The sequence below is a fragment of the Hyphomonas chukchiensis genome (assembly GCF_000682695.1).
In the GTDB taxonomy this organism is placed as follows: domain Bacteria; phylum Pseudomonadota; class Alphaproteobacteria; order Caulobacterales; family Hyphomonadaceae; genus Hyphomonas; species Hyphomonas chukchiensis.
The window spans coordinates 1-22,379 of the sequence record NZ_AWFG01000085.1 but is presented as its reverse complement, the minus strand read 5'-3'; the positions used below and the strand labels follow the sequence as shown (position 1 = coordinate 22,379).

At 59.2% G+C, this 22,379-nt stretch carries 21 protein-coding genes and 1 tRNA gene; 4 read left to right on the top strand and 18 right to left on the bottom strand.

Features of this window, described 5'->3' with window-relative positions:
- From nuoG to zwf, 14 genes are all read right to left on the bottom strand, one after another.
- Positions 1-2,100, bottom strand: a complete 2,100-nt coding sequence (nuoG, locus tag HY30_RS17615) for an NADH-quinone oxidoreductase subunit NuoG (RefSeq protein WP_034744110.1) — start codon at positions 2,098-2,100, stop codon at positions 1-3.
- Positions 2,101-2,106: 6 nt separating this feature from the next.
- Positions 2,107-3,411, bottom strand: coding sequence for an NADH-quinone oxidoreductase subunit NuoF (nuoF, locus tag HY30_RS17610; protein ID WP_034744107.1), 1,305 nt, complete (start codon positions 3,409-3,411; stop codon positions 2,107-2,109).
- A 3-nt stretch (positions 3,412-3,414) separates the two neighbouring features.
- Positions 3,415-4,203 (bottom strand): NADH-quinone oxidoreductase subunit NuoE, encoded by a 789-nt coding sequence (gene nuoE / locus HY30_RS17605; RefSeq protein WP_051615683.1) that lies wholly within the window; start codon positions 4,201-4,203, stop codon positions 3,415-3,417.
- Complete coding sequence (locus tag HY30_RS17600) at positions 4,204-4,656, bottom strand: VOC family protein (protein ID WP_034744104.1); 453 nt, start codon at positions 4,654-4,656, stop codon at positions 4,204-4,206. It lies immediately after the preceding gene.
- Between the two features lie 3 nt (positions 4,657-4,659).
- Positions 4,660-5,001: a nuclear transport factor 2 family protein gene (locus HY30_RS17595; RefSeq protein WP_034744101.1), complete on the bottom strand. Its 342-nt coding sequence runs from the start codon at positions 4,999-5,001 to the stop codon at positions 4,660-4,662.
- On the bottom strand, positions 4,998-6,203 hold the full coding sequence (locus tag HY30_RS17590) for an NADH-quinone oxidoreductase subunit D (RefSeq protein ID WP_034744098.1): 1,206 nt from the start codon (positions 6,201-6,203) through the stop codon (positions 4,998-5,000). Before HY30_RS17590 ends, HY30_RS17595 begins: the two co-directional genes overlap by 4 nt.
- Positions 6,203-6,823 carry an NADH-quinone oxidoreductase subunit C gene (locus HY30_RS17585; protein WP_034744096.1) on the bottom strand — a complete coding sequence of 207 codons (621 nt, stop codon included), beginning with the start codon at positions 6,821-6,823 and terminating at the stop codon, positions 6,203-6,205. Before HY30_RS17585 ends, HY30_RS17590 begins: the two co-directional genes overlap by 1 nt.
- A gap of 9 nt (positions 6,824-6,832) precedes the next feature.
- A complete protein-coding gene (locus tag HY30_RS17580; RefSeq protein WP_162174863.1) occupies positions 6,833-7,435 on the bottom strand; it encodes a NuoB/complex I 20 kDa subunit family protein in 603 nt (200 codons plus the stop codon).
- Positions 7,405-7,779 (bottom strand): NADH-quinone oxidoreductase subunit A, encoded by a 375-nt coding sequence (locus HY30_RS17575; RefSeq protein ID WP_034744090.1) that lies wholly within the window; start codon positions 7,777-7,779, stop codon positions 7,405-7,407. Before HY30_RS17575 ends, HY30_RS17580 begins: the two co-directional genes overlap by 31 nt.
- A gap of 245 nt (positions 7,780-8,024) precedes the next feature.
- On the bottom strand, positions 8,025-8,660 hold the full coding sequence (gene eda, locus HY30_RS17570; RefSeq protein ID WP_034744087.1) for a bifunctional 4-hydroxy-2-oxoglutarate aldolase/2-dehydro-3-deoxy-phosphogluconate aldolase: 636 nt from the start codon (positions 8,658-8,660) through the stop codon (positions 8,025-8,027).
- Complete coding sequence (locus tag HY30_RS17565) at positions 8,657-9,628, bottom strand: glucokinase (RefSeq protein WP_034744084.1); 972 nt, start codon at positions 9,626-9,628, stop codon at positions 8,657-8,659. Before HY30_RS17565 ends, eda begins: the two co-directional genes overlap by 4 nt.
- Complete coding sequence (gene edd / locus HY30_RS17560) at positions 9,629-11,461, bottom strand: phosphogluconate dehydratase (RefSeq protein WP_051615681.1); 1,833 nt, start codon at positions 11,459-11,461, stop codon at positions 9,629-9,631.
- Entirely contained in the window at positions 11,461-12,207 is a 747-nt protein-coding gene (gene pgl, locus HY30_RS17555; protein WP_155839413.1) for a 6-phosphogluconolactonase, read from the bottom strand. The genes edd and pgl overlap by 1 nt, the downstream gene beginning before the upstream one ends.
- Positions 12,176-13,645, bottom strand: coding sequence for a glucose-6-phosphate dehydrogenase (gene zwf, locus HY30_RS17550; protein ID WP_034744075.1), 1,470 nt, complete (start codon positions 13,643-13,645; stop codon positions 12,176-12,178). Before zwf ends, pgl begins: the two co-directional genes overlap by 32 nt.
- A 272-nt stretch (positions 13,646-13,917) precedes the next feature.
- Between zwf and HY30_RS17545 the strand changes: the two genes are divergently transcribed.
- Positions 13,918-14,934, top strand: a complete 1,017-nt coding sequence (locus tag HY30_RS17545; RefSeq protein WP_034744072.1) for a LacI family DNA-binding transcriptional regulator — start codon at positions 13,918-13,920, stop codon at positions 14,932-14,934.
- Here the strand turns inward: HY30_RS17545 and HY30_RS17540 are convergent.
- Positions 14,931-16,541, bottom strand: a complete 1,611-nt coding sequence (locus tag HY30_RS17540) for an alpha-amylase family glycosyl hydrolase (RefSeq protein WP_034744069.1) — start codon at positions 16,539-16,541, stop codon at positions 14,931-14,933. The genes HY30_RS17545 and HY30_RS17540 overlap by 4 nt on opposite strands.
- Before the next feature lie 135 nt (positions 16,542-16,676).
- On the opposite strand from HY30_RS17540, the gene HY30_RS17535 reads away from it, so the two are divergent.
- Both HY30_RS17535 and HY30_RS17530 read left to right on the top strand, forming a co-directional pair.
- Entirely contained in the window at positions 16,677-17,168 is a 492-nt protein-coding gene (locus HY30_RS17535; protein WP_051615679.1) for a flavin reductase family protein, read from the top strand.
- Positions 17,169-17,230: 62 nt separating this feature from the next.
- Positions 17,231-17,782 carry a hypothetical protein gene (locus tag HY30_RS17530; RefSeq protein ID WP_034744064.1) on the top strand — a complete coding sequence of 184 codons (552 nt, stop codon included), beginning with the start codon at positions 17,231-17,233 and terminating at the stop codon, positions 17,780-17,782.
- Between the two features lie 8 nt (positions 17,783-17,790).
- Here HY30_RS17530 and HY30_RS17525 read toward each other — a convergent pair whose 3' ends face one another.
- Positions 17,791-19,443, bottom strand: coding sequence for a sensor histidine kinase (locus HY30_RS17525; RefSeq protein ID WP_162176975.1), 1,653 nt, complete (start codon positions 19,441-19,443; stop codon positions 17,791-17,793).
- A 132-nt stretch (positions 19,444-19,575) separates the two neighbouring features.
- On the opposite strand from HY30_RS17525, the gene HY30_RS17520 reads away from it, so the two are divergent.
- Positions 19,576-20,880: an FAD-dependent oxidoreductase gene (locus HY30_RS17520; protein WP_034744058.1), complete on the top strand. Its 1,305-nt coding sequence runs from the start codon at positions 19,576-19,578 to the stop codon at positions 20,878-20,880.
- A gap of 29 nt (positions 20,881-20,909) precedes the next feature.
- On the opposite strand, the gene HY30_RS17515 is transcribed toward HY30_RS17520, so the two are convergent.
- Positions 20,910-20,985 (bottom strand) — tRNA-Trp (locus HY30_RS17515).
- Positions 20,986-21,068: 83 nt separating this feature from the next.
- Positions 21,069-22,229 (bottom strand): aspartyl/asparaginyl beta-hydroxylase domain-containing protein, encoded by a 1,161-nt coding sequence (locus HY30_RS19555; RefSeq protein WP_051615677.1) that lies wholly within the window; start codon positions 22,227-22,229, stop codon positions 21,069-21,071.
- Positions 22,230-22,379 lie beyond the last annotated feature (150 nt).

The window sequence follows — 22,379 nt, the reverse complement described above, 5'->3', positions numbered from 1 at the left end:
CTACTCCGCTGCTACCGGAGTGTCCAGAGCCGTGCTGAGCGATGAACACTCGGCCATGGTCTTCGACGCTCTTGCGATCGGGTTTGTCAGATAGAAATCATCAATTGGCGTTGAGAAAGCATCTGCGGAGATAGTGCCTGCAGAACCTGTGACAGCGGTCTGGAGCGCTGAAGCGCCACTGGCGCCCGGGGCAAATCCCAGGCCGGAGAAGACCGTGTTTTCGCCTTCAGGGCCACGCAGGCCAGCGCGCAGCGCAGCCGCCGTGTCATAGGGCAGCGTCTTGCCGACAACCTGAGACAGGGCGCGGAAGATTGCCCAGCCCTCGCGGGCCTCGCCTTTCGGCTGGACTGCGCGGGTCGTCATCTGAATGCGGCCTTCAGTATTGGCGTAGGTGGCGTCCATTTCGGTATAGGTCGCGCAAGGCAGGATGATATCAGCGCGCGATGCGCCGGCGTCGCCATGCGAGCCAACATAAATGACTTTCGCGCTGCCCAGAGCCGAGAGGTCGACTTCGTCTGCGCCGAGCAGGACAACAGTCTCCATGCCGCCGCCGAGAATTTCCGCAGTGGCCTTTCCGCCCTCACCCGGCACGAAACCGACATCGAGCGCACCAACACGGCCAGCCGCATTGTGCAGCACGCCGAAACCGGCCCAGTCATCCGCCACGGCGCCAACGTCCTGCGCGAGCTTCAGCGCGGCATCCAGAACAGCCTGGCCGTCTGCGCGGCAAAGAGCGCCCTCGCCGACGACAACCATGGGCCGTTTGGCGTCCTTGAGCACTTTGAAGAAGTCGCTGCTGGCGACATTTGCGAGCGCATCGCCGCCGGTGCCGAGATGGTCATAGTCATAAGTCAGGTCGACAGCCTCGCCGATCACGCCAACCTTCAACTCGCCCCAAAGCCAGGACTTGCGGATACGGGCGTTCCATACGGCGGCCTCAACACGGGGATTGGTGCCGATCAACAGCAGCGCATCGGCCTCTTCCACGCCCATAAGCGTCGGGTTGAGGATGTAGCGCTCACGCACACCGTCTGTGCCGTAAGCCGCGCCAGCGGGGCGGCAGTCAGTATTCTGGACACCCATCGCGCGGAACAGGTCCAGCGCGGCCTTGGCTTGTTCGACTTCGATCAGGTCGCCTGCGACCACACCGATCTTATCGGCAGGCGCTGCGAGAGCGGCCTTGGCGGCTTCGAAAGCTTCACCCCAGGTTGTCGGCACGAGCTTGCCGTTCACGCGGACATAAGGGGTGTCGAGACGCTGGCGGGCAAGGCCATCCCAAACGAAGCGGGATTTATCGGAAATCCACTCTTCGTTCACTTCTTCATTGGTTTCAGGCAGGATGCGCATCACGCCATCGCCTTTGGCATCAACGCGGATAGCCGCACCCATCGCATCCATGACGTCGATGGACGACGTCTTGCGCAATTCCCATGGGCGCGCGTTGAAAGCGTATGGCTTGGAGGTCAGCGCGCCGACCGGGCAGAGGTCGATCACGTTGCCCGACAGTTCCGATGTCAGTGACTTTTCGAGATAGGTCGTGATCTCGGCATTCTCGCCGCGCGAGATCATGCCGATCTCTTCAACGCCAGCGACTTCCGCGACGAAGCGGACGCAGCGCGTGCACTGGATGCAGCGCGTCATGATCGTCTTGACCAATGGCCCCATATATTTGTCGTCGACGGCGCGCTTGTTCTCTTCATAGCGGCTGCCGCCACGGCCATAGGCCATGGCCTGGTCCTGCAGGTCGCACTCGCCGCCCTGGTCGCAGATCGGGCAATCGAGCGGGTGGTTGATCAGCAGGAATTCCATCACGCCATTGCGGGCCTTCTGGACATAGTCGCCCTTGGTGCGCACGTTCGGCGCCGAACCATCGCGGTTCGGGCGCATGTCGCCAACGGTCTGCGCGCAAGAGGCAATCGGCTTGGGCGCGCCTTCCCACTCGACGAGGCACATGCGGCAGTTGCCGGCGACAGACAGGCGCTCGTGGTAGCAGAAGCGCGGAATCTCGGCGCCCGCTTCCTCACACGCCTGCATCAGCGTGTAGTGCTTGGGGACCTCGATGTCCTGGCCATCGATATTGAGTTTGAACGTGTCGGACATGTTTTCCTACTCCGCCGCGATGACCGCGCCCTGCACCATGGCGCGAGGCAGACGATACTGGTTGATGCGGTCTTCGATTTCAGGCCGGAAATGGCGGATCAGGCCCTGGATTGGCCAGGCCGCTGCGTCGCCGAGCGCACAGATCGTATGGCCTTCGACCTGTTTGGTGACATCGAGCAGCGTGTCGATTTCGTCATGCTCGGCTTCGCCTTTGACCATGCGTTCCATGACGCGCCACATCCAGCCGGTACCTTCACGGCACGGCGTGCACTGGCCGCAGGATTCGTGCTTGTAGAAGTAAGCGAGGCGCGCAATCGCCTTGATCAGGTCGGTGTCCTTGTCCATCACGATGACAGCCGCTGTACCGAGACCCGATTTCAGGTCGCGGAGCGTGTCAAAGTCCATATAGGCGTCCATGATCTGCTCGGCGGGCACCATGGGAACGGACGAACCGCCCGGGATGACCGCTTTCAGATTGTCCCAGCCGCCACGGATACCGCCGCAATGGGTGTCGATGAGGTCGCGGAACGTGATCGACATCTCTTCTTCCACGTTGCACGGCTTGTTCACGTGGCCGGAGATGCAGAAGAGTTTCGTGCCGGAATTGTTCGGGCGGCCAAAGCCCGCAAACCATTCGGCACCGCGACGCAGGATGGTCGGCGCCACAGCGATGGATTCCACATTGTTTACAGTCGTCGGGCAGCCATAGAGCCCCGCATTGGCCGGGAATGGCGGCTTCATGCGTGGCTGGCCCTTCTTGCCTTCGAGGCTTTCGAGCAGTGCGGTTTCTTCGCCGCAGATATAGGCGCCTGCGCCATGGTGGACATAGATGTCAAAGTCCCAGCCATTGTCATTGTCCTGGCCGATCAGCTTGGCCTCGTAGGCCTCCTTGATCGCAAGTTCCATGGCATGGCGCTCGGCAATGTATTCGCCGCGCAGGTAGACGTAGCATTTGTGGGCGCGCATCGCGCGGCTGGCCACCATGCAGCCCTCGATGAAAAGATGCGGGTCGTGCCGCATGATTTCGCGGTCCTTGCACGTGCCCGGCTCGGATTCATCGCCATTTACGACCAGGTAATGCGGACGTTCGCGCACTTCCTTCGGCATGAAGGTCCATTTCAGGCCCGTAGGGAAGCCAGCGCCGCCCCGGCCGCGCAGGCCACTGGCCTTGATCTGGTCGCAGATCCAGTCTGGTCCCATGGCGAGCATTTCGCGCGTGAGGTGCCATGCGCCGCGCTTTTTCGCGGCCTCGAGGCTCGGTGAATGGAGCCCGTAGAGATTGGTGAAGATGCGGTCCTTGTCGAGCAACATGTCCTAGTCCTCATCACCCTTCTTGGGCAGCAGGGTCGTTTTTGTACCCGGCTTTACCTCTGGTGTTTCACGTTTCGTATTGGTCGGCGCGTCCTCTTTCGGCAGCGCCTTGGAACCTTCGGCATCCGCTGCAGGTTCAGCGGCTGGCAGGTTCGGAAGAACAGAAACCTCGTTGCGCGAACCATCAAACAGGTGCGGTTCGGTCAGCACGGTCGTGCCGCCTTCAGGGCCGCTATTGATCCGGTCAATCTGCGGGCCCGGTTGCACTTCAGCGCCATTTTTGAGTTTGGAGAGGATCTTGCTGAAACTGTCAGCCGTCAGGTCTTCGAAATAGTCGTCATTGATCTGCGCCATGGGCGCGTTCACGCAGGCACCGAGGCATTCGACTTCTTCCCATGAGAGACGCTTGTCGTCGGTGACATACATCGCCGGGCCGATTTCCTTCTTGCACACGTCGCGGAGCGATTCCGAGCCGCGCAGCATGCAGGGCGTCGTGCCGCAGAGCTGAATATGGAACTTGCCCACCGGCTGCATACGGAACATCGTATAGAAGGTCGCGACTTCGTAGACGCGGATATACGGCATCTCGAGACGGTCAGCGACTTCGCGCATGGCAGGCTCGGACAGCCAGCCATTATTGTCTTTCTGCGCCAGCCAGAGCAGCGGGATGACAGCCGAGCGCTGGCGGTCCGCCGGATACTTGGCGCGCCAGAAGGCGATCTTGTCTTCTGTTTCAGGCTTGAAGGCGAAGCTGTCGCCGCCTGCCTCGATGTCGAACCGGCGCAATGCCATCTACTGCTCCTTCGCAAGCGGAACAGTCACATGCCCCGCTTCGTCAATTGGCCAGAACGGATTGTGCGCCACTTCCCAGGCATTCCCCTCGGGGTCTGCAAAGTAGCCGGAATATCCGCCCCAGTATGTCTTGTGCGGCGGCTTGGAAATGTGCGTATCCGCACGCTCCAGCCGACCGAAAATCTCGTCAACCTCTTCGGCCGAGCGCGCATTGAAGGCGAGCGCGAAACCCTTGAAGCCCTCGCTGTTGCCTAATGGCATTCCGGCGTCATCAGCCAGCTTCGACTTGTCCCAAAGGCCAATCACCATTCCGCCTGCATTGCAGAATGCGATTTCACCTTTGACGCCACGGTCCTCAAAACCCAGAACATCCGTGTAAAAACTGATCATGCCAGCGAGGTCACTGACCCCGATGGTAATGATCGATACGCGCTGTTCCGGAAATGCCCCCATGGATCAGCTGCCCCGCGCGAAGTCGACGCGGGCGATCTTGCCGTCGCGGAGTGTATAGATGGCGGCCACTTCGAAATTGTCACCGCCCGGCGCGCGCTCGACCCGCTCATGCACCATCACGATGGAACCGAGGTCGATTTCGTTGACCACATCCGCGCGGTTCTCCGGAAACTCGGCGAACAGATCCAGGTGACGCGCGCGAATGGCAGCATGACCTTCCTGGTTCACGGCTCCATTGAGGCCCGACAGAACGGCGTCCTCGGTATAGAACGCCATGAAGGCCTCAATGTCCTGCGCATTGTAGGCATCGAGTTGGCGCCGAACGAGATCGGTTGATGCGCTCAACGGTCAATCTCCCCGAACACGATGTCGAGCGAACCAAGGATGGCCGAGACGTCTGCCAGCATGTGGCCCTTGGAAAGATGGTCCATGGCCTGAAGGTGCGGATAGCCCGGCGCGCGGATCTTGGCGCGGTAGGGTTTGTTGGTCCCGTCAGAAACAAGGTAGACGCCGAACTCGCCCTTCGGCGCTTCGATATGCGCGTAGCACTCGCCCTCCGGCACGTGGAAGCCTTCGGTGTAGAGCTTGAAGTGGTGGATCAGTGCTTCCATCGAATTCTTCATCTCGCCACGGCGCGGCGGTGCGAGCTTGGAATCGCGCGGCAGGACAGGCCCGGGGCCTTCCTTGGCCAGCAACTCGATGCACTGCTTGATGATCTTGGTCGACTCTTTCATCTCCTCCATGCGGCAGACATAGCGATCGTAATTGTCGCCGTTCTTGCCAACAGGGATTTTGAAGTCGAGTTCGTCATAGCATTCATAGGGCTGCGAGCGGCGCAGGTCCCATGTCAGGCCGCTTCCGCGCACCATGACGCCCGAAAAGCCCCATTCCATGATCGTCTTCACGTCAACGACGCCGATGTCGACGTTGCGTTGCTTGAAGATGCGGTTCTCGGTGATCAGCGACTCGATCCGGTCCATGGCAATCGGGAAGTGCTCGCACCATGTCGCGATATCGTCGATCAGCGCCTGCGGCAGGTCCTGGTGGACGCCGCCCGGGCGGAAATAGGCGGCGTGCATGCGGCTGCCGGAAGCGCGTTCATAGAACACGCAGAGCTTCTCGCGCTCTTCAAAGCCCCAGGTGATCGGGGTCAGCGCGCCAACGTCCATCGCCTGCGTGGTCACGTTCAGGATGTGCGACATGATACGGCCGATTTCCGAGAACATGACGCGGATGAGGCTTGCACGACGCGGCACCTCCACACCAAGCAGCTTCTCGATGGCAAGACACCAGGCGTGTTCCTGGTTCATGGGGGCGCAATAATCGAGCCGGTCGAAATACGGCATGCCCTGCAGGTAAGTCTTGTATTCGAGCAGCTTCTCGGTGCCGCGGTGAAGCAGGCCGATATGGCTGTCGATACGCGTCACGACCTCGCCATCGAGATCCATGATCATGCGGAGCACACCGTGCGCAGCCGGGTGTTGCGGGCCGAAGTTCAGCGTGAACTTGCGCTCGTCTTCGATCGAAGTGTGGATCGTGTCAGCCATTATTCGGATGCCTCTTCGGAGACGGCTTTCTCATCGCCGGGGATCTGGCTGGTCATGCCCTCCCATGGCGAGAGGAAATCGAAGTTGCGGTATTCCTGGGTCAGCTTGACGGGCTCGTAGACGACGCGCTTTTCGAGATCGTCATAACGAACTTCGTAATTGCCGGTCAGCGGGAAGTCCTTGCGCAACGGATAGCCCTCGAATCCGTAGTCGGTCAGGATACGGCGGAGGTCCGGGTGGTCGGCGAACTGGATGCCGTACATGTCGAAGGCTTCGCGTTCGAACCAGTTGGCAGCCGGCCAGAGCACAGTCGCGCTTGGCACAGGCGTTTCCTCATCGGTGCGGATGCGCACGCGGATACGGTGGTTCATGCGCATCGACAGGAGATGGTACACGACCTCGAAACGGTCTGAGCGCTCCGGGTAATCCACACCGCAAATATCGATCAGCGTCTCGAAATTGCACTGCTGGTCGTCGCGCAGGAAGCGCAGCAGCGGCACGATATGGTCGCGCTCGGCCAGCAAGGTCAGCTCACCAACAACGATCTGGGACGCTCGTACAGCGTCACCGTGCGTTGCCTCGATATGGGCCGCGAGATCTTTCAGTGCTTCGATACTCATGCTTTTCCCCTAGCGCTCGATCGAGCCTTCGCGGCGGATTTTCTTCTGCAATTGCAGGAAGCCATAGACCAGCGCCTCTGCGGTCGGAGGGCAGCCCGGAACATAGATGTCCACAGGCACAATCCGGTCACAGCCGCGAACAACGGAATAAGAATAGTGATAGTAGCCACCGCCATTGGCGCAGCTGCCCATCGAGATGACATAGCGCGGCTCTGGCATCTGATCGTAAACCTTGCGCAGGGCCGGAGCCATCTTGTTGGTCAACGTGCCGGCGACGATCATCACGTCCGACTGGCGTGGTGACCCCCGTGGCGCCATGCCGAAGCGCTCAAGATCGTAACGCGGGTTGCCGGCGTGCATCATTTCGACGGCGCAGCAGGCAAGACCGAAGGTCATCCACATAAGTGAGCCAGTACGCGCCCAGGCGATCAGATCGTCTGCCGCCGCAGTGAAATAGCCCTTGTCGGCCAGTTCGTCCGACAAGCCGTTATAAAACGGGTCGTCGGCGCGAGGAACGAAGCCACCCTCAACACCCGAGCGTGCCGCGCCGAGCGCGTATTTCTTGAAACCGTCGTCAGCCATTATTCCCACTCCAGCGCGCCACGGCGCCATTCGTAGACAAACCCGATCGTCAACACGCCGAGGAACACGACCATTGACCAGAAGCCGACAAGGCCGATGGCACCTAGCGTGATGGCCCATGGGAACAAGAACGCAACTTCAAGGTCGAAAATGATGAACAGGATGGCGACCAGATAGAATCGCACGTCGAACTTCATCCGCGCGTCGTCGAATGCGTTGAATCCGCACTCATAGGCGGAGTTCTTTTCGGGATCCGGGTTTGAAGGCGCCAGAAGCGTGGTTCCCAGGATAAAAAGCCCCGAAATAGCGGCGCCAATCACCAGGAATATGATCACCGGAAGATAATCCAGCGCGAGCCGTTCAATCTCGGTCATGTGCAGTTTCTCCTGACCTTGTCTGGCGCCGGATTAGGACGGTTTTGCCCATCGCGCAACAGACAGCCACATTATATCTCCAGCGGGGACTCTATACTCTTAAAGCCCTGAATTCACGGGTCATCAGCTGCGGCGGTGCGTCACGCGCAGGCAGCCGGTGAACCCTGAAACCATTTATTGTGCGCGGCCCTCAGGCGCTTATTGCCCGTCCAACTCCCCGAGAGCCGGGAATCGCATGTTTCACGTCAGATGGCGGCCAGTGCCTTGCGTGCCTTGGCGCTGATTCCCTTCCAGTCCTCGGCAGCTATATCCGCCCCGGTCGCGATCCATGAACCACCCACCGCGACCACATTCGGCAGCGCCACGTATTTGCCCGCGTCCGCTTCGGTAATCCCCCCGGTCGGCATGAACCGCAGGTGCGGCAAGGGTCCGGCGATGGCCTTCAGGGCACCGACACCACCTGCGATTGTGGCCGGGAAGAGTTTGAGCAGGTCAAACCCCTCTTCATGGCGGCTCATGGCCTCGCTGGCCGTCGCAACACCCGGAATCATGAGGCGTCGGCGATTACCTAGCCCCGCCAGCAATTTTGGTGACATGCCGGGTGAGACAAGGAAGTCAGATCCAGCCGATAGCGCATTATCGACATCCGCTTCCGTCAGGACTGTACCCGCGCCAACCTTTAGGCCCGGCTCGGCAGATTTCATTTCTTCGATCACACCAAGGCCCGAAGGCGTTCTCAATGTCACTTCAGCAATGGTCAGGCCGCCATCGACCAAGGCGCGCGCAAGTGGCGCAGCCATCTCGATCCGGTCGACGACCAGAACAGGGACTATAGGCGCCTTGCTCGCGGCCTCGACAAGTGACTTCAGCGGGAAGGTCATGTCTTCAGTGTCTCCTGTTCGTGATAGGCAGCAGCGCCGATCAGGGGCGCTTCCGGGTCGTGCATAAGCTTGACCGGGCATGTGCTCAGATAATTGCTCAGCGGCCCGCGCTCAACGAACCTTTCGCACGCTTCGGGCGTCTTGAGGAAGTCCGCAATTCGCTCACTGACACCGCCGGCCACAACAACGCCCCCAAGGGCGCCGTTGGCCAGCACAAGGTCGCCAACGGCACTCATGACGGTATTCGCGCGGACCTTGATGAGTTTCAGGAACATTTCATCGCCTGCGTCAGCCAGTCGGCGCATCTCCTGAGGACTGATTTCCTCATATGCACGGCCAAAGATTTCGCAGAAAGCTTCATGCACGGCTTCAAGCCCGCTGCCCGAGGCGACGAGCTCGTTGGACACATAACCATGCCGCTTGAGCAGGATGCGCGTGAGTTCGATCTCCGTGGTATCGCGGGGCGAAAAGGCAATATGCCCCCCTTCCCCATTGAGCACATACCAGCCACCAGTCCGGTTGCGCAGCAGAGTGGCAACGCCAAAACCCGTTCCGGGGCCGGCCACCAGCATCGGCGCATTATCAACCGGCGTGCCCTCTATGATGGTTTCAAAGTCTTCCGGACCATGTTCCGGCACGGCGCGCGCCATGGCGGCGAAATCATTGATGAGGTGGACGCTGCCTATATCAAAGGTCCGGCTGATCCGGCTGGCCGAGACCTGCCATCCACGATTGGTCAGAACGACCTCGCCCTTGCTGACGGGGCCTGCCATGGCGAAACAGGCCTTGCTCGGCTTCAGGCCGGTCTTTTCCAGATAGCTCGCCAATGCATCATCGAACGACTTGAAATCATCGCCCTTGAGCTTCTCGAAATCTTCAATTCGAAAACGCCCGTCCACACGTCGTGCCATGGCGAAACGGACATTGGTGCCGCCCACATCACCGACCAGGAGTTCGTGCCCGGTCACTCAGCGCTCCTCGCCAAGAAAGGTAAACTGACTGGCGCCGGCGTCGGCTGTGCCCGCGAACTGGCGGAAATAGGAGAACATTTCCCGGCCAAGCCCCATGGACGACTCGTTAGGACGGAACTGCGCAGGCTCGCGGGCATCAAAAGTGGCGCTGTCCACGTTTATGTCGAGCGTGCCCTTCTCCGAATCATATGCAATCACGTCGCCATCGCGCACTTTCGCCAAGGGCCCGCCGCGCGCAGCCTCCGGGCTCATGTGGATCGCCGACGGGATCTTGCCGCTGGCACCGGACATCCGCCCATCCGTTACCAGCGCCACCTTGAATCCCCTGTCCTGAAGAATGCCAAGCACTGGTGTCAGGCCATGCAATTCCGGCATGCCATTCGCCGCCGGTCCCTGGAAGCGAACTACGGCAACGAAATCACGATCAAGCTTGCCTGCCTCGAAGGCGGCCTTCAGAGCGGCTTGGGAATCAAAGACAATCGCCGGTGCTTCCAGCACGCGGTTCGCCGGCTTGACGGCGGAGACCTTGCTCACCCCCCTGCCCAGCTGGCCGCTCATCAAGCGCAACCCGCCATCTTTCGAGAATGGGTCGCTTGCCGGGCGGAGTATTTCGAGATCGGCGCTTTCGTCTGGCGCATCGCGCCACACCAGCTTGCCATCCTCAAGGAAGGGTTCCCTGCCATAACCTGACATGGGTCCGGCAACGCCCTCACAATCCCCATGCATCAACCCGGCACCGAGCAGTTCGCGCATCAGGAAGCTCATGCCGCCCGCGGCGTGAAAATGGTTTACGTCAGATGGTCCGTTCGGATAGATCCGCGCGAGCAGCGGCGTCACCCCACTGATGTCGGCGAAGTCTTCGAGCATGACCTGAATGCCCGCAGCCGCCGCCATGGCCGGGATATGTAGCGCGTGGTTGGTGGAACCGCCGGTTGCCATCAGCCCCACAATACCATTCACGACCGAGCGCTCATCAATCAGTTCGCCTGCAGGCCGGTAATCGTCGCCTTGCGCTGTGATCGCTGCAGCGCGCTGTGTCGCGGCACGCGTGAGCGCCTCGCGCAAGGGCGTGCCGGGATTGGTGAATGCGGCGCCTGGCAGGTGCAGGCCCATGACTTCCATCAGCATCTGGTTTGAGTTTGCCGTGCCGTAGAACGTGCAGGTACCCTGGGTATGGTAGCTTTCGGCTTCGGCTTTCAGCAGTTCATCCCGCCCCACCTTTCCTTCCGCGAACAGTTGGCGAATTCGGACTTTTTCAGGATTGGGCAGGCCAGAGGGCATCGGCCCGGCTGGCACAAACACGGACGGTATCCAGCCGAAACGCAGGGCAGCAATGACGAGGCCGGGCACGATCTTGTCGCAAACGCCCAGATGCAATGCCGCGTCGAACACGTCGTGGCTGAGGCCAATTGCGGACGACATGGCAATCACGTCGCGCGAAAACAGCGACAGCTCCATGCCTTCCTGGCCTTGCGTAACACCATCGCACATGGCCGGCACACCGCCGGCGACCTGCGCCACGGCGCCAGCCTCGCGGGCGGCTTTACGAATGATGTCCGGATAATGCTCGAAAGGCGCATGGGCCGAGAGCATGTCATTATAGGCCGTGATGATCCCGATATTCGGCCACCCGGCGCCCAGCAGTTCGGCCTTCTCCATCACCGCGCAGCCCGCTGATGCGTGTGCGAGATTGCCCTCTGTCATCTTCAAACGAGCGAAGTTCGTCGGTCGCCGCGACCGGATCATCTCGAGATAGGCTGCGCGTGTGTCCTTCGAACGAAGCCTGATGCGTTCCGTAACTTCAGCGATTGTCGGGTTCATGTCTGGCATTATGGGGCCCATATGATTGTGAGACGCGGTCCGAGTCCATCAATGGCATACCTGACTGGCATGTCTTCCGGCGACGCCTTGAGGGCTAAATCTAGCACCTCGCGCTTGTCCTCTCCAAATATGAGCAGGATAGCGGCGTCGGAATCGATGATCGCCGGTCCCGTCAGGGTCATGCGATCGGTAAACTGTCCGGCGACCTTGCAGCCGGTGGCATCGATGGAAGCGACGGCCAGGCCATCAGAAGCGTGCAAGGCGGCATTCAGGCCGCCCGCGTTGGGAAACCAGCTGGCCGTGTGGCCGTCCGAGCCCATTCCGAGGAGGATAAGATCAATCGGGTCGCAATGCGGCTGATAGGCGAGCACACGATCTGCGACCGCAATGCGGGCCGTTTCCGCCGCCGTCTTCATGGGTAGAAACCCTGCCGCACCTGCTTTGCCCGTCAGCAGATGTTGCCTCACCAGCGCTTCGTTTGAGCCTTCATGTTCCGGCCCGACCCATCTTTCGTCGACGAGCCCGACCGTCACGCGATCCCAAGGCAGATCTGTTTTGGACAAGCGGTTAAATACGGGCGCAGGACTCGTTCCGCCCGACACCATGAAGCTTGCTTTACCGGAATCTTCGATTGCAGCCGCCAGCACGCCACTCGCCATGCGGGCCGCGAAATCCGCAGCCTCCTCTCGCGTCGCATGGGCGAGAAATTCGTACTTCATGGCTTTACTTCCCTTCGAACCATGCACGTCCGTCACGGTCCATCATCATGGCCGCCGCAAGCGGCCCATTACTACCGGCCGCGTAAAGTTCCGGCGCAGTGCCGCCCCGGTCCCAAGCCTCGATCAGGCCATCGACCCATGTCCAGGCCGCTTCGACTTCGTCGCGGCGCATGAAGAGTGAAAGGTTGCCCCGAACAACGTCCATCAGCAGGCGCTCATAAGCGTCAGGATACCGTACCGTGAAGCTCTCCGCATAGGAGAGGTTCAACGGAAGGGATTTCACGCGCAGACCGCCCGGACCGGGTTCCTTGATCTGTACATAGAGGCGCACGCCTTCGTCAGGCTGAAGGCGGATCACCAGCCGGTTGACCGCATCATTGCCTTCTCCGAACAGCGGATGTGGCGTGGGCTTGAACTGGATGACGATATCGGAATGGCGGTAAGGCAGGCGTTTGCCGGTGCGCAGGTAGAAGGGAACCCCGGCCCAACGCCAGTTGTCGACCGCCGCCTTGATGGCCACGAATGTTTCCGTGGTGCTCTGCGTGTCCGATGACAACTCGTCGACATAGCCTTTGACGGGCTCGTCGCCGCGCACACCCGCCTTGTATTGCCCACGCACGGTAAGGCGCTTGGCTTCATCACCCGTGATTGGTGTCAGCGCATTGAGAACCTTGATCTTTTCAGTCCGCACATCATCATCGTCGAGATGGTTTGGCGGCTCCATGGCCGTCAGGCACAGCAGCTGGAGCATGTGGTTTTGTACCATGTCGCGCAGCGCGCCGGACTTGTCGTAATAGTCCGCCCGGCCTTCGAGTCCCAGGTCCTCGGCAACTGTGATCTGGACGTGATCGATATAGTTACGAGACCAGAGCGGCTCGAACAGCATGTTGGCAAAGCGCAGGACCATCAGGTTCTGGACGGTCTCCTTGCCAAGGTAGTGGTCAATGCGGAACACTTGCCGCTCGGCGAACACAGCGCCGACGCCATCATTGATTTCACGGGCGGAATCCAGATCCGTCCCAATCGGCTTCTCAAGCACGACGCGCGCATTGGGCGTAGCCAGACCGGCGCGTCCCAGCGCTTCGGAAATATCGACATAGAGCCGCGGCGATGTCGCCAGATAGAACACGCAGGGATGGTCGCTATTCGAAGAAAGCTTGGACTTCAGGGTCGGCCAGTCGGCGTCAGGGTTCGTGGCATCTATGGCCACATATTCAACGAGCTTCTCGAAGACCTTCCAGGCCTTGGCATCCCAGCTTTTGCCGGACGCCGTCTCGCAGGCCTCCCGCGCCATTTCGCGGTATTCCTTGGTCGTCATCTCGGAACGCGCGGTCCCGACAATGCGGCTTGTTTCCGGAATCTGGCCATCGAGCCAGCGGTGATAAAGCGCGGGAAGAAGCTTCCGGCGCGAGAGATCCCCCGTGCCGCCAAAAATAACAATGTCGAACGGATCGACCGGAATGAACTTGGCCATATTTCGAACTCCCCGATCGGACATGTTCGCGCCAACGCGCGAATTCGGCTCTGACTTATAGTATTTTGCGGAACATGCAAAAGCAGACTGTGTTAGCGCACATCATTTTAGCGCTCGTGATCAGGTTTACACCAATCACTATCTCATTTCATTATAGATCACACTGCTCAAGCAAAGCGGTTTGCAGTTTTTTTCATAGCCCCTAGATTGTGGCGCTCACCTTGGCGAAGGGCCGTGAGAATTCCCAGACGATTTTCCAAACTTGAGGCAGAATGTCCAGCAACCGTACCCGACTTGAAGACCTTGCCGAAATAGCGGGCGTATCCATCGCCACCGTATCACGTGCATTGAACAATAGTTCGGCAGTCAATGACGAGACCAAGCGTCGTGTCTGGAAAATTGCCCGGGAACAGAACTACAGTTTCCGCCCGGGCATGCCGGCCGTCATATCAGGCGCCACCGCAACGATCGCTCTGATCATTCCGACATCTCCCGGTCGTCCGACTCAGGCTTTGACTCCCTTCTTCCAGGAACTCATTGGCGGCATAAGCGATGCGGCCCGCAGTGCAGACTGTGATGTCCTGATCTCCCACCTTGCCCCCAAGAGCCCAGACGATCTTGCCCATGTGATGTCGAGCAACCGGGCAGACGGCGTGTTTTTCCTGGGCCAGAGCCTGTTCCACGAACGGTTCAACAAGCTGGCAGAAACGGAAACACGATTCCTTGTCTGGGGCGGGCAGCTACCGGGCCAGAAATACTGCTCTGTCGGGTCGGACAATCTGAAGGGCGGCATGCGCGCGACGAGCCATCTGCTCAACCTTGGACGCCGCAGGATTGCCTTTCTGGGCGATATTCGCGTGCCCGAGGTACTGCAACGCTATGAAGGTTATCTTGAAGCCCACACGCGCGCAGGCGTTGAGGTTGATCCTGCGATGATCATTCCAGCCCGTTTCGAAGTTGAATCTGCCGAGGCCGCCTTGAATGTGCTGCTGTCACAGGGCCTCGATTTTGATGGTGTATTCGGCAGCAGCGACCTCGTTGCCCTTGGCGCCATCCGCAGCCTGTCCCAAGCGGGGCGCCAAGTACCGGCCGATGTGTCCGTCGTCGGCTATGATAATATAGATTTGGCGGCCTATAGCCTCCCCTCGCTGACCACGATCTCGCAGGATCTGGGAAAGGCTGGCCGCGTGATTGTGTCAAAGCTCCTTGCCGCCAGCGATGGCGTCGCGATGCAATCCGAGCGCTTGCCGACAGAGCTCATCGTGCGGGAATCGTGCGGGCTCGGCTAGATGCGACCTATCCAGACCGAATATTCGGGGACAGACCCCGTCATGTCGCCATCACGCCAGCCAGACGCCAGTAAGGCGTCAGCGTCCTTCGGCATGCATGATGGCCGCAGCTGTGCTGCTTCTCCGAGATTGAATATACAGAGCAGGGTCTCGTCACCGGCTGAGCGCCGTAAGGCCAATAATGGCGCTTCGACATCTTCGAAAGCTATGTCCCCCGTCGTAAGCGCCCTGGAAGCGCCTCGGACGCCCAAAAGGCGGCGTGTGAAGTTGAGAACGGACTCAGAATGGTCATCCTGGACGTCAACGGCGGCCTCAAGATGCCCCTGCCCCACTGGCAACCAGGGCGTTCCCGTCGTGAAACCGCCTTCGGGTGCACCTGAAACCCAAGGCATGGGCGTGCGCGCGCCATCACGACCGAGCGTTAGGGGCCAGTTCGCGATGGCTTCAGGATCCTGAAGCCTCTCGAAAGGCACCTCGGCCTGCGGCAAGCCCAGTTCCTCGCCTTGATAGAGAATGGGATTACCCCTCAGGCATAGAAGCAGGGCGTTTGTCAGCTTCGCAAAACGGTTTCTGTCGGTCCCCCCATACCAACGACTCACGCACCGGGGCGCGTCATGATTTGAGAAAGCCCAGGAGGGCCAGCCTTCCTCCACCGGCCCTGTCCAGTTTGACTGGGCGCGCTTCACGCGGCCGGGTGTCAAACTCGATGCGTAGAGGAAGTCAAAATTGTAAGCCGAGTTGAGGCGGCTATCCCCTGCCGTGAAGGCCCGCATTTCCGGCAGCGGATCGGGCCCGGCGACTTCGGCGACCGTAAAGACCGCGCCAAATTCATCCGTCAGCGCGCGCACCCGCTCGAGATAGAGCGGGATGTTAGGGTGGGACTGGTTGTGCACATGGTGCTGCAGGTCGAAGGGGCGCGTGATGGTACGATCGCCAATTTCCCAGGCCGGATTATCCTGGAAGGTCGGATCGAACATGGAAAAATTGATGGCATCGAGGCGAAAACCATCGACTCCGCGCTCAAGCCAGAAACGGGAAGCAGCCAGCAAGGCATCTTGAACTTCGGGATTGTGAAGGTTCAGCTGCGGCTGCTCGCTGAGGAAGTTGTGCATGTAATATTGCTGGCGGCGCGCGTCCCATGTCCATGCGGCGCCGCCAAAGACGGCCTGCCAGTTATTGGGCGGTGTCCCGTCGGGCCGCGCATCGCGCCAGACATACCAGTCTGCCTTGTCATTGGTTCGGTCTCGGCGGCTTTCCGCAAACCAGGCGTGCGCGTCGGATGTGTGCGACATGACCTGATCGATCACCACTTTCAGGCCAAGCGCATGAGCTTCTTCAATAAGCCGGTCAAAGTCAACGAGCGTTCCGAAAATGGGGTCGACGTCGCAATAGTCCGAAACGTCATAGCCGAAGTCCTTCATCGGCGATGTGAAGAACGGCGAAATCCAGATGCCTGCGACGCCAAGCGAAGCGATATAGCTGAGCTTCCCTGTAATTCCGGGCAGGTCACCGATGCCGTCGCCATTCGAGTCTAAATAGCTGCGCGGGTATATCTGGTAAATGACTGCGCCGCGCCACCACGGCTGCCCGGTCTGTTCCTGTTCCATCTCATCCTCACATGCGTCTGAGCATCACAAGACCCTCCGCCAGCGCATTCAAGGGCATTCCATCTCGCGGTCAACGCCATAAACGCGCGGGAAAATCGCCTTTGACCCAGACCGAAAGCACCTTAGATGTGAGGTATGGAATTCGACACCCGCTCTCTCCGGGACGCACTTGGCTTGTTTGTCACGGGCGTCACAGTCATTACTGCGCGTAATGAGGCTGGCGTGCCCTTCGGCGTGACGGCCAACAGCTTCAATTCCGTATCCATGGACCCTCCCCTGATCCTCTGGTCGCTCAGCCGGGCGTCCCGCAATGTGTCCGCCTTCAAGAAGGCCGAACACTTCTGCGTTCACATTCTCCGCGAGAACCAGCAGGAGCTGTCCCGTCGCTTTGCCATGAGCGATATCGACAAGTTCGAAGGGATGGAATTTGAACCAGGCGCCGGCGGTGTGCCTATTCTTCCCGGCAGTGCTGCGCGCCTTGAATGTCGAACCTACGCCCAGCATGACGGCGGTGACCATGTGATCTTCCTGGGCGAGGTCATTCGCATCGCCGCAGACCATGATGCGCGGCCCCTCCTGTTTCATGGTGGGCGTTACGCCGTTTTATCTGATACGATCAATTCCTAGGCGGGCACACGGCGGAGGCTGGGACGCTCTTCCGCGATAAGCACGTCAGATGGAGGGGATCAGTGAATCTGTTTTTGCGCTTCATGATCGTGCTGCTGTCTGCATTGCGCAGCCCGGTTGCCGACGATCCGCTGGCCCCCACTCGGGTGACGGTGCCCTTGTGGCGCTTTGATCATGCCTTTGCGTCTGCCGTGCCCTTGCACCGGATACGCTCGTTCACCGATCTTGCGACAATCAATTCCGTTATACACATCGGACTCGGGCGGCTGATCCGCAAAAATGGCTGGATGCCGATCATACAGGTCGAAGCGATCAGCCAATCAGGCAAGCTGACTTGCCCGGGCAAGGTGGAAATCATCACCCGTATTGTCGGCTGGCAGGACAATTATGTCTGCTATGTCCATGACATCCTTGTTGAGGGAGAGGCCGTCGCGGTTAGCCACATGCTGGCGCGCATTATTGGTAGAAAGGGCGCCAAGATCGGGATTGATGGGATCGCCAAGGAATTGGGCGCTCCTGCGGAAAGTCCCGAACTGGATGTGACCTTCCAGGCTATGATCGCCGAATCGGAAACGGGCCGGGCATTGGCGGGTCCTGCGCGTGACGCCGCCTGACTTGCGTATCAGACAGCGTCCTGTGCCCGTTCCCCCGGGTGCTGGTCACCCGCGGTAACACAACGGCTTGATGGAATGACGAGGAACGCACTCGTGCCCCGGCCCTCCTGACTGTCGAGCAGCACATCACCATCATGTTGACGGGCGAGCTTCCGGCTCACAGTCAAGCCGAGGCCCACGCCTCGGCCATCCTTGAATTCATTCGTCCGGGCGCCCTGGAAGAAGGGTTCAAACGCCTTTTCCAGTTCCTCTTTGCTCATGCCCGAACCGCGATCCCTGACCATGAGAAGGATGCCACGCCCGACAATCCGCGAAACTTTCACGGTAATTGGCGATGCTGAACCATGCTCGAACGCATTCGTCACGAGATTCTGGACAATCCGCTCCAGCGCCGTGCGGTCATAATAGACCTTCGGCAAGCCCGGTTCGGCGCTGACCTGCAAGGGCACGTCCGCATAGCCCGGCGAAGCAAGGCGGACGCGGCTGACGGCGCTGTTGATGATCTCTGACAGCTCCACGATTTCTTCTTCGGCCGTCACCGTCTCGCGGTTCAGTTTCGAGAAGCTGATGATCTGATCGATAATGCCGCCCAGATAGGACGCGTGCTTGCGAATCTGATCGGCATAGCCACGGAATTCGCGCTCATCGAACGGAATGTTCGAATCGCTGCCCATGAGACCCGAACAACCGACAATCACATCCAGCGGGACCTTGAGCTCGCGGCTCATCGAATTGAGGAAGCGGGTTTTCGCGGCATCGGCGGTTTCCGCCTCCTCCTTCGCGACCTCGATCTCGCGTTTACTCTGCTCCAGGCTGGTCACATCCGTGTGGAGAATCACGTGACCGCCATTCGGCACTGTCTCAACCGATTTCTGCCAGTAGCGATCGCCCGCCTTGGGCAGGCGCCGCGAACCGACACTCAGATCACCTTCCGTACCAGCGAAATAGGTCTTGTGGAGGTCATTCTGGACGAGAACGTTTCCATTTGCATCGAGATAGGCAAAGGCCTGCCCGCTCGCATTCAGGGCGCCGATGAGGATTTCATGGGATTCGGTAGCCCTGATTCGCGATTCCACGTTCGATACGAATGTCAGGTAGGTGCGCTTCATGCCGAAATAGACAGCAAACATGAAGACCATGACCATGAGAGAGATCGCGACCGTCGAACGGGCCGAAGCTATCCCGACGAAAAGCAGAAACATGAAAATGGCAGCGCCCGAGTATCGCAAGGCCACGCGAGGCACATGCGGCAGCAGGGCCGACATGCCCGCAATCATTGGCAATATCAGCAAGGCGGCATAGATAACCGCCATATATTTGTCGCCATTGATGAAGAACGGGAGCGATCCCCAGGCGGCCCCGAACATATAGGCCAGCCATTCCGACCGTCGCAGATAGCGCCCGCTGACCTTTACGGGTCGCGAAAGTCCGCGTTTGAGGAGGGCATCAATAACCAGGACGGCCGCCAGTACCCAGTTCATGAATAGCCAGTAGCGGAGCGACGTGTTCGCAATGCTCTGCTCGATCAGAATGGTTGTCGCCGTCGAGTTGACGAGCATGACGCCGGCCATGGTTGCGGTGTGACTCGCGAACGCCAGATGCTGCTCAAGCAAGACCACCCGGTCCACGGCCGTCGTGTTCGGGTGCCTGCTCTGCAGCAAGTACTTCAGGAATGAAATCTGAGATCCATTAGTCGGCATTAGGCCCGATTACCGCCATAAGATGAAAATGAGCCTTGTCACCAAGTGCTAACTTTATGAGAGTGAATGCAATTTCGTTAATAAATAGAGTTCATGGGACACAGTGTGGGCACGCCGGAGACGTTGAAAATTGCGATTATCGGGGCCGGTCCAGCCGGCCTCAGCGCGGCGCATTTTCTTATGCAGCGCGGCATTCGCGCGACCGTTTTCGAGGCTAATGATCGTATAGGTGGAAAGTCCTTTTCTATCCTTAACGGCGACAACCTGAACGAGATGGGCACCTGCTACACCACGCGGTCACATACGATGATCAAGGGGTGGATGAAGCACAATGGAATCACGCTGAAGCGCCTTGGCGAAGCCCGGTTCGACGGAGAGCCTGTCGTAAACTATGTGAAGCATGGTCCGGGAGCGCCCCTGCCCTTGCAGGTCCTCCGGTTCATCCGGAAGGCCGCCAGCCTGCGCAAAGCCATCAAGGCACGACCAGACGATCCCGATGTGATGAAAGAGGCTTCGCTGTCAACGATCGAATGGGTGCGCGCGCTCAACATCCCCAAAATCGAGCGCGCCATGCACCGAATCCAGACCACGCAGGGATATGGCTTTGTTGACAAGGCGACGATTGGCCAGACCGTCCAATGGTGCGACTTGCAATACGTTCTGTCCGGCGTTCTGAATGATCTGCACATGCCCGAACAGGGTTGGACGACGTTCTGGCAACGATTCGCCAGCAGCTTTGATGTCCGCCTCGGAACGCCGGTCCTCGGCCTCGACCGCTCCGGCCCCAAGCCCGTTATTCATACACGTGAGGGCGAGCACGTCTTCGATGCGGTTCTATCGACCATCCCGATGCAATTGTTCACTTCAATTGCAAAGGCCACAGAGCTTGAACGACGCGTCGCCGACAGCGTTGCCTGGCAGACCTATACGACGACCCTGCTGGCCTCGAATGACTGGTTCACCGGTCATCAGGTCATCGGGTATTCGCGCGCATCCAAGGACAGCTCCCTTCAGGGGGCGATTCTCGGTGGTCGGGCCGAGGGCGAAAGCGCCGATCTGGGCGGCCGCCTATACGTTACAGGACAATTCTCGGAAAGCCTGACACCGGAAGAATTGCGCGAGATCCTGTATGCTGATGCCACGCATCTGGGGTTCACCATCAATAACGTGATCCTGCAGAAATCCTGGCAATATTTCCCGCAATACAAGGCTGAAGCTGTCGCGCACGGCCTGTTTGGAGATTTGCTCAGGGTGCAGGGCCATAACAGGACGTGGTTCAGTGGTTCGACATTTTCGCATGAACTCGTGTCGAGTGTCGTCAGTCGAAGTGAAATTGTTGTGCGCGACCTGACTCTTGCCCTGTCAGGACAGTCTCAAACTGCCTTGGCTGACGCGTGAGCAGCGAGAGTACGGAAGCTAAGAACGCCTGGCAGGGGCAGTAAGACTCGAACTTACGACACCCGGTTTTGGAGACCGGTACTCTACCAACTGAGCTATACCCCTACAGGCGAAGCGGTTGTTTGCCTCAAAGCGCGAGGCGGTGCAAGCGCAAGAATGTATCTCTTTCGCAGAACCAGTCTCGCAAATTACCCGGCGAAGTAAGTATCAATTTCCCGCAGGACACTCGAGATCCAGGTGCGCTCTTCGAGACTTATTTCAGGACGCCATACCTGGAAGATCAGCACGAAGCGCTCTCGGTCACTATTGTTCCACGCCTCATGTTCAATGGAATCGTTGAAAATCAACAGCTCGTTTGGCTGCCAGGCGCGAGTCTCGTTGCCCACTCTCAACCCGCAATCAGCCGGAATTTCGAGAGGCAGGTGGCAGGTAAGACGCGTATTCAGGAAGCCGACATGCGCCGCTATCCGAGCTTTAGGTGCCAGACGGGATATCAAGCTTGAGGGCCCGCGATCGGGAATGATTTCTTGGGGCACGCCACCCAGGGCGGCCAGCGTATTAGCAAAGCGCTCCGAGCACCGATCCATCACAACGCCATCCTTTTGAATGAACAAGGCTGTCCAGTCCGGGCTGTCGATCAGGGGATTATCCTTGTTGACCGGCTTGTTGCCGGTTGCGTGGATGTACGGGATGAAGGCCGAGATATCTGCACGAGCCGCTTCAAACTCCCGCTGGATTTCGCCTGACGAGGCCATCAGACCGTCCGTCCATTCGAATTCAGAGGGTTCATAAAACTGGATATCGGGCAGCTCCGGATAATAGAACGCCCGTGGTTGTTGTATGTATCTCTGCTTTCTCTCCGCCAACAGGTCCAGAGACTGCCTAAAACGCGCGCTCAGCCCGTCACGATGGCCGAAAAGCGCACTCAGACGCGTCTCTATATGATCGACCAATTCTGACTTATGCGATTCATAAAGTCGGCGAACACGCAGCAACTCGACCGCCATTTCTGCCGACACGCCATCGCCTTCGGGCGCCAGTCGGCCCACCAGATCGTAAAATGACGCGGCACCGCGTTTGTCGCCACTATTCCTAAGCGCATCGCCTTTGAGGATTAGGGCGCGCAGATTCTTCGGCTCGAGGCTCAAGGCCCGATCAGCGGCTCTTGCCACACCCTGCCAGTCAGCCTGAATACGTGCCGACAAGGCAATTGCGATCCACACCGATATATCGGCCTGACCGGCTGCGGCGATCGCTTCAAACTTTTGCCGCGCAGTCTTTCCATCCCCTGCCCGCAAAGCCTGCATGCCGGCCGTGCCGAGCTGGTTTATGTCGGTTACTTCGCTCATGCGCCATCGCACCTGTGATCAAGGAAAATTGTCTAAAGCTGACCACACAGGTTTACAACACTTCACCATAACGCAAAACGCCGCCCCGTTTTCGGAGCGGCGTTTGACTTTAACAAGCTGGTATCAGCTTATTTCTTGATGGCGGAGACG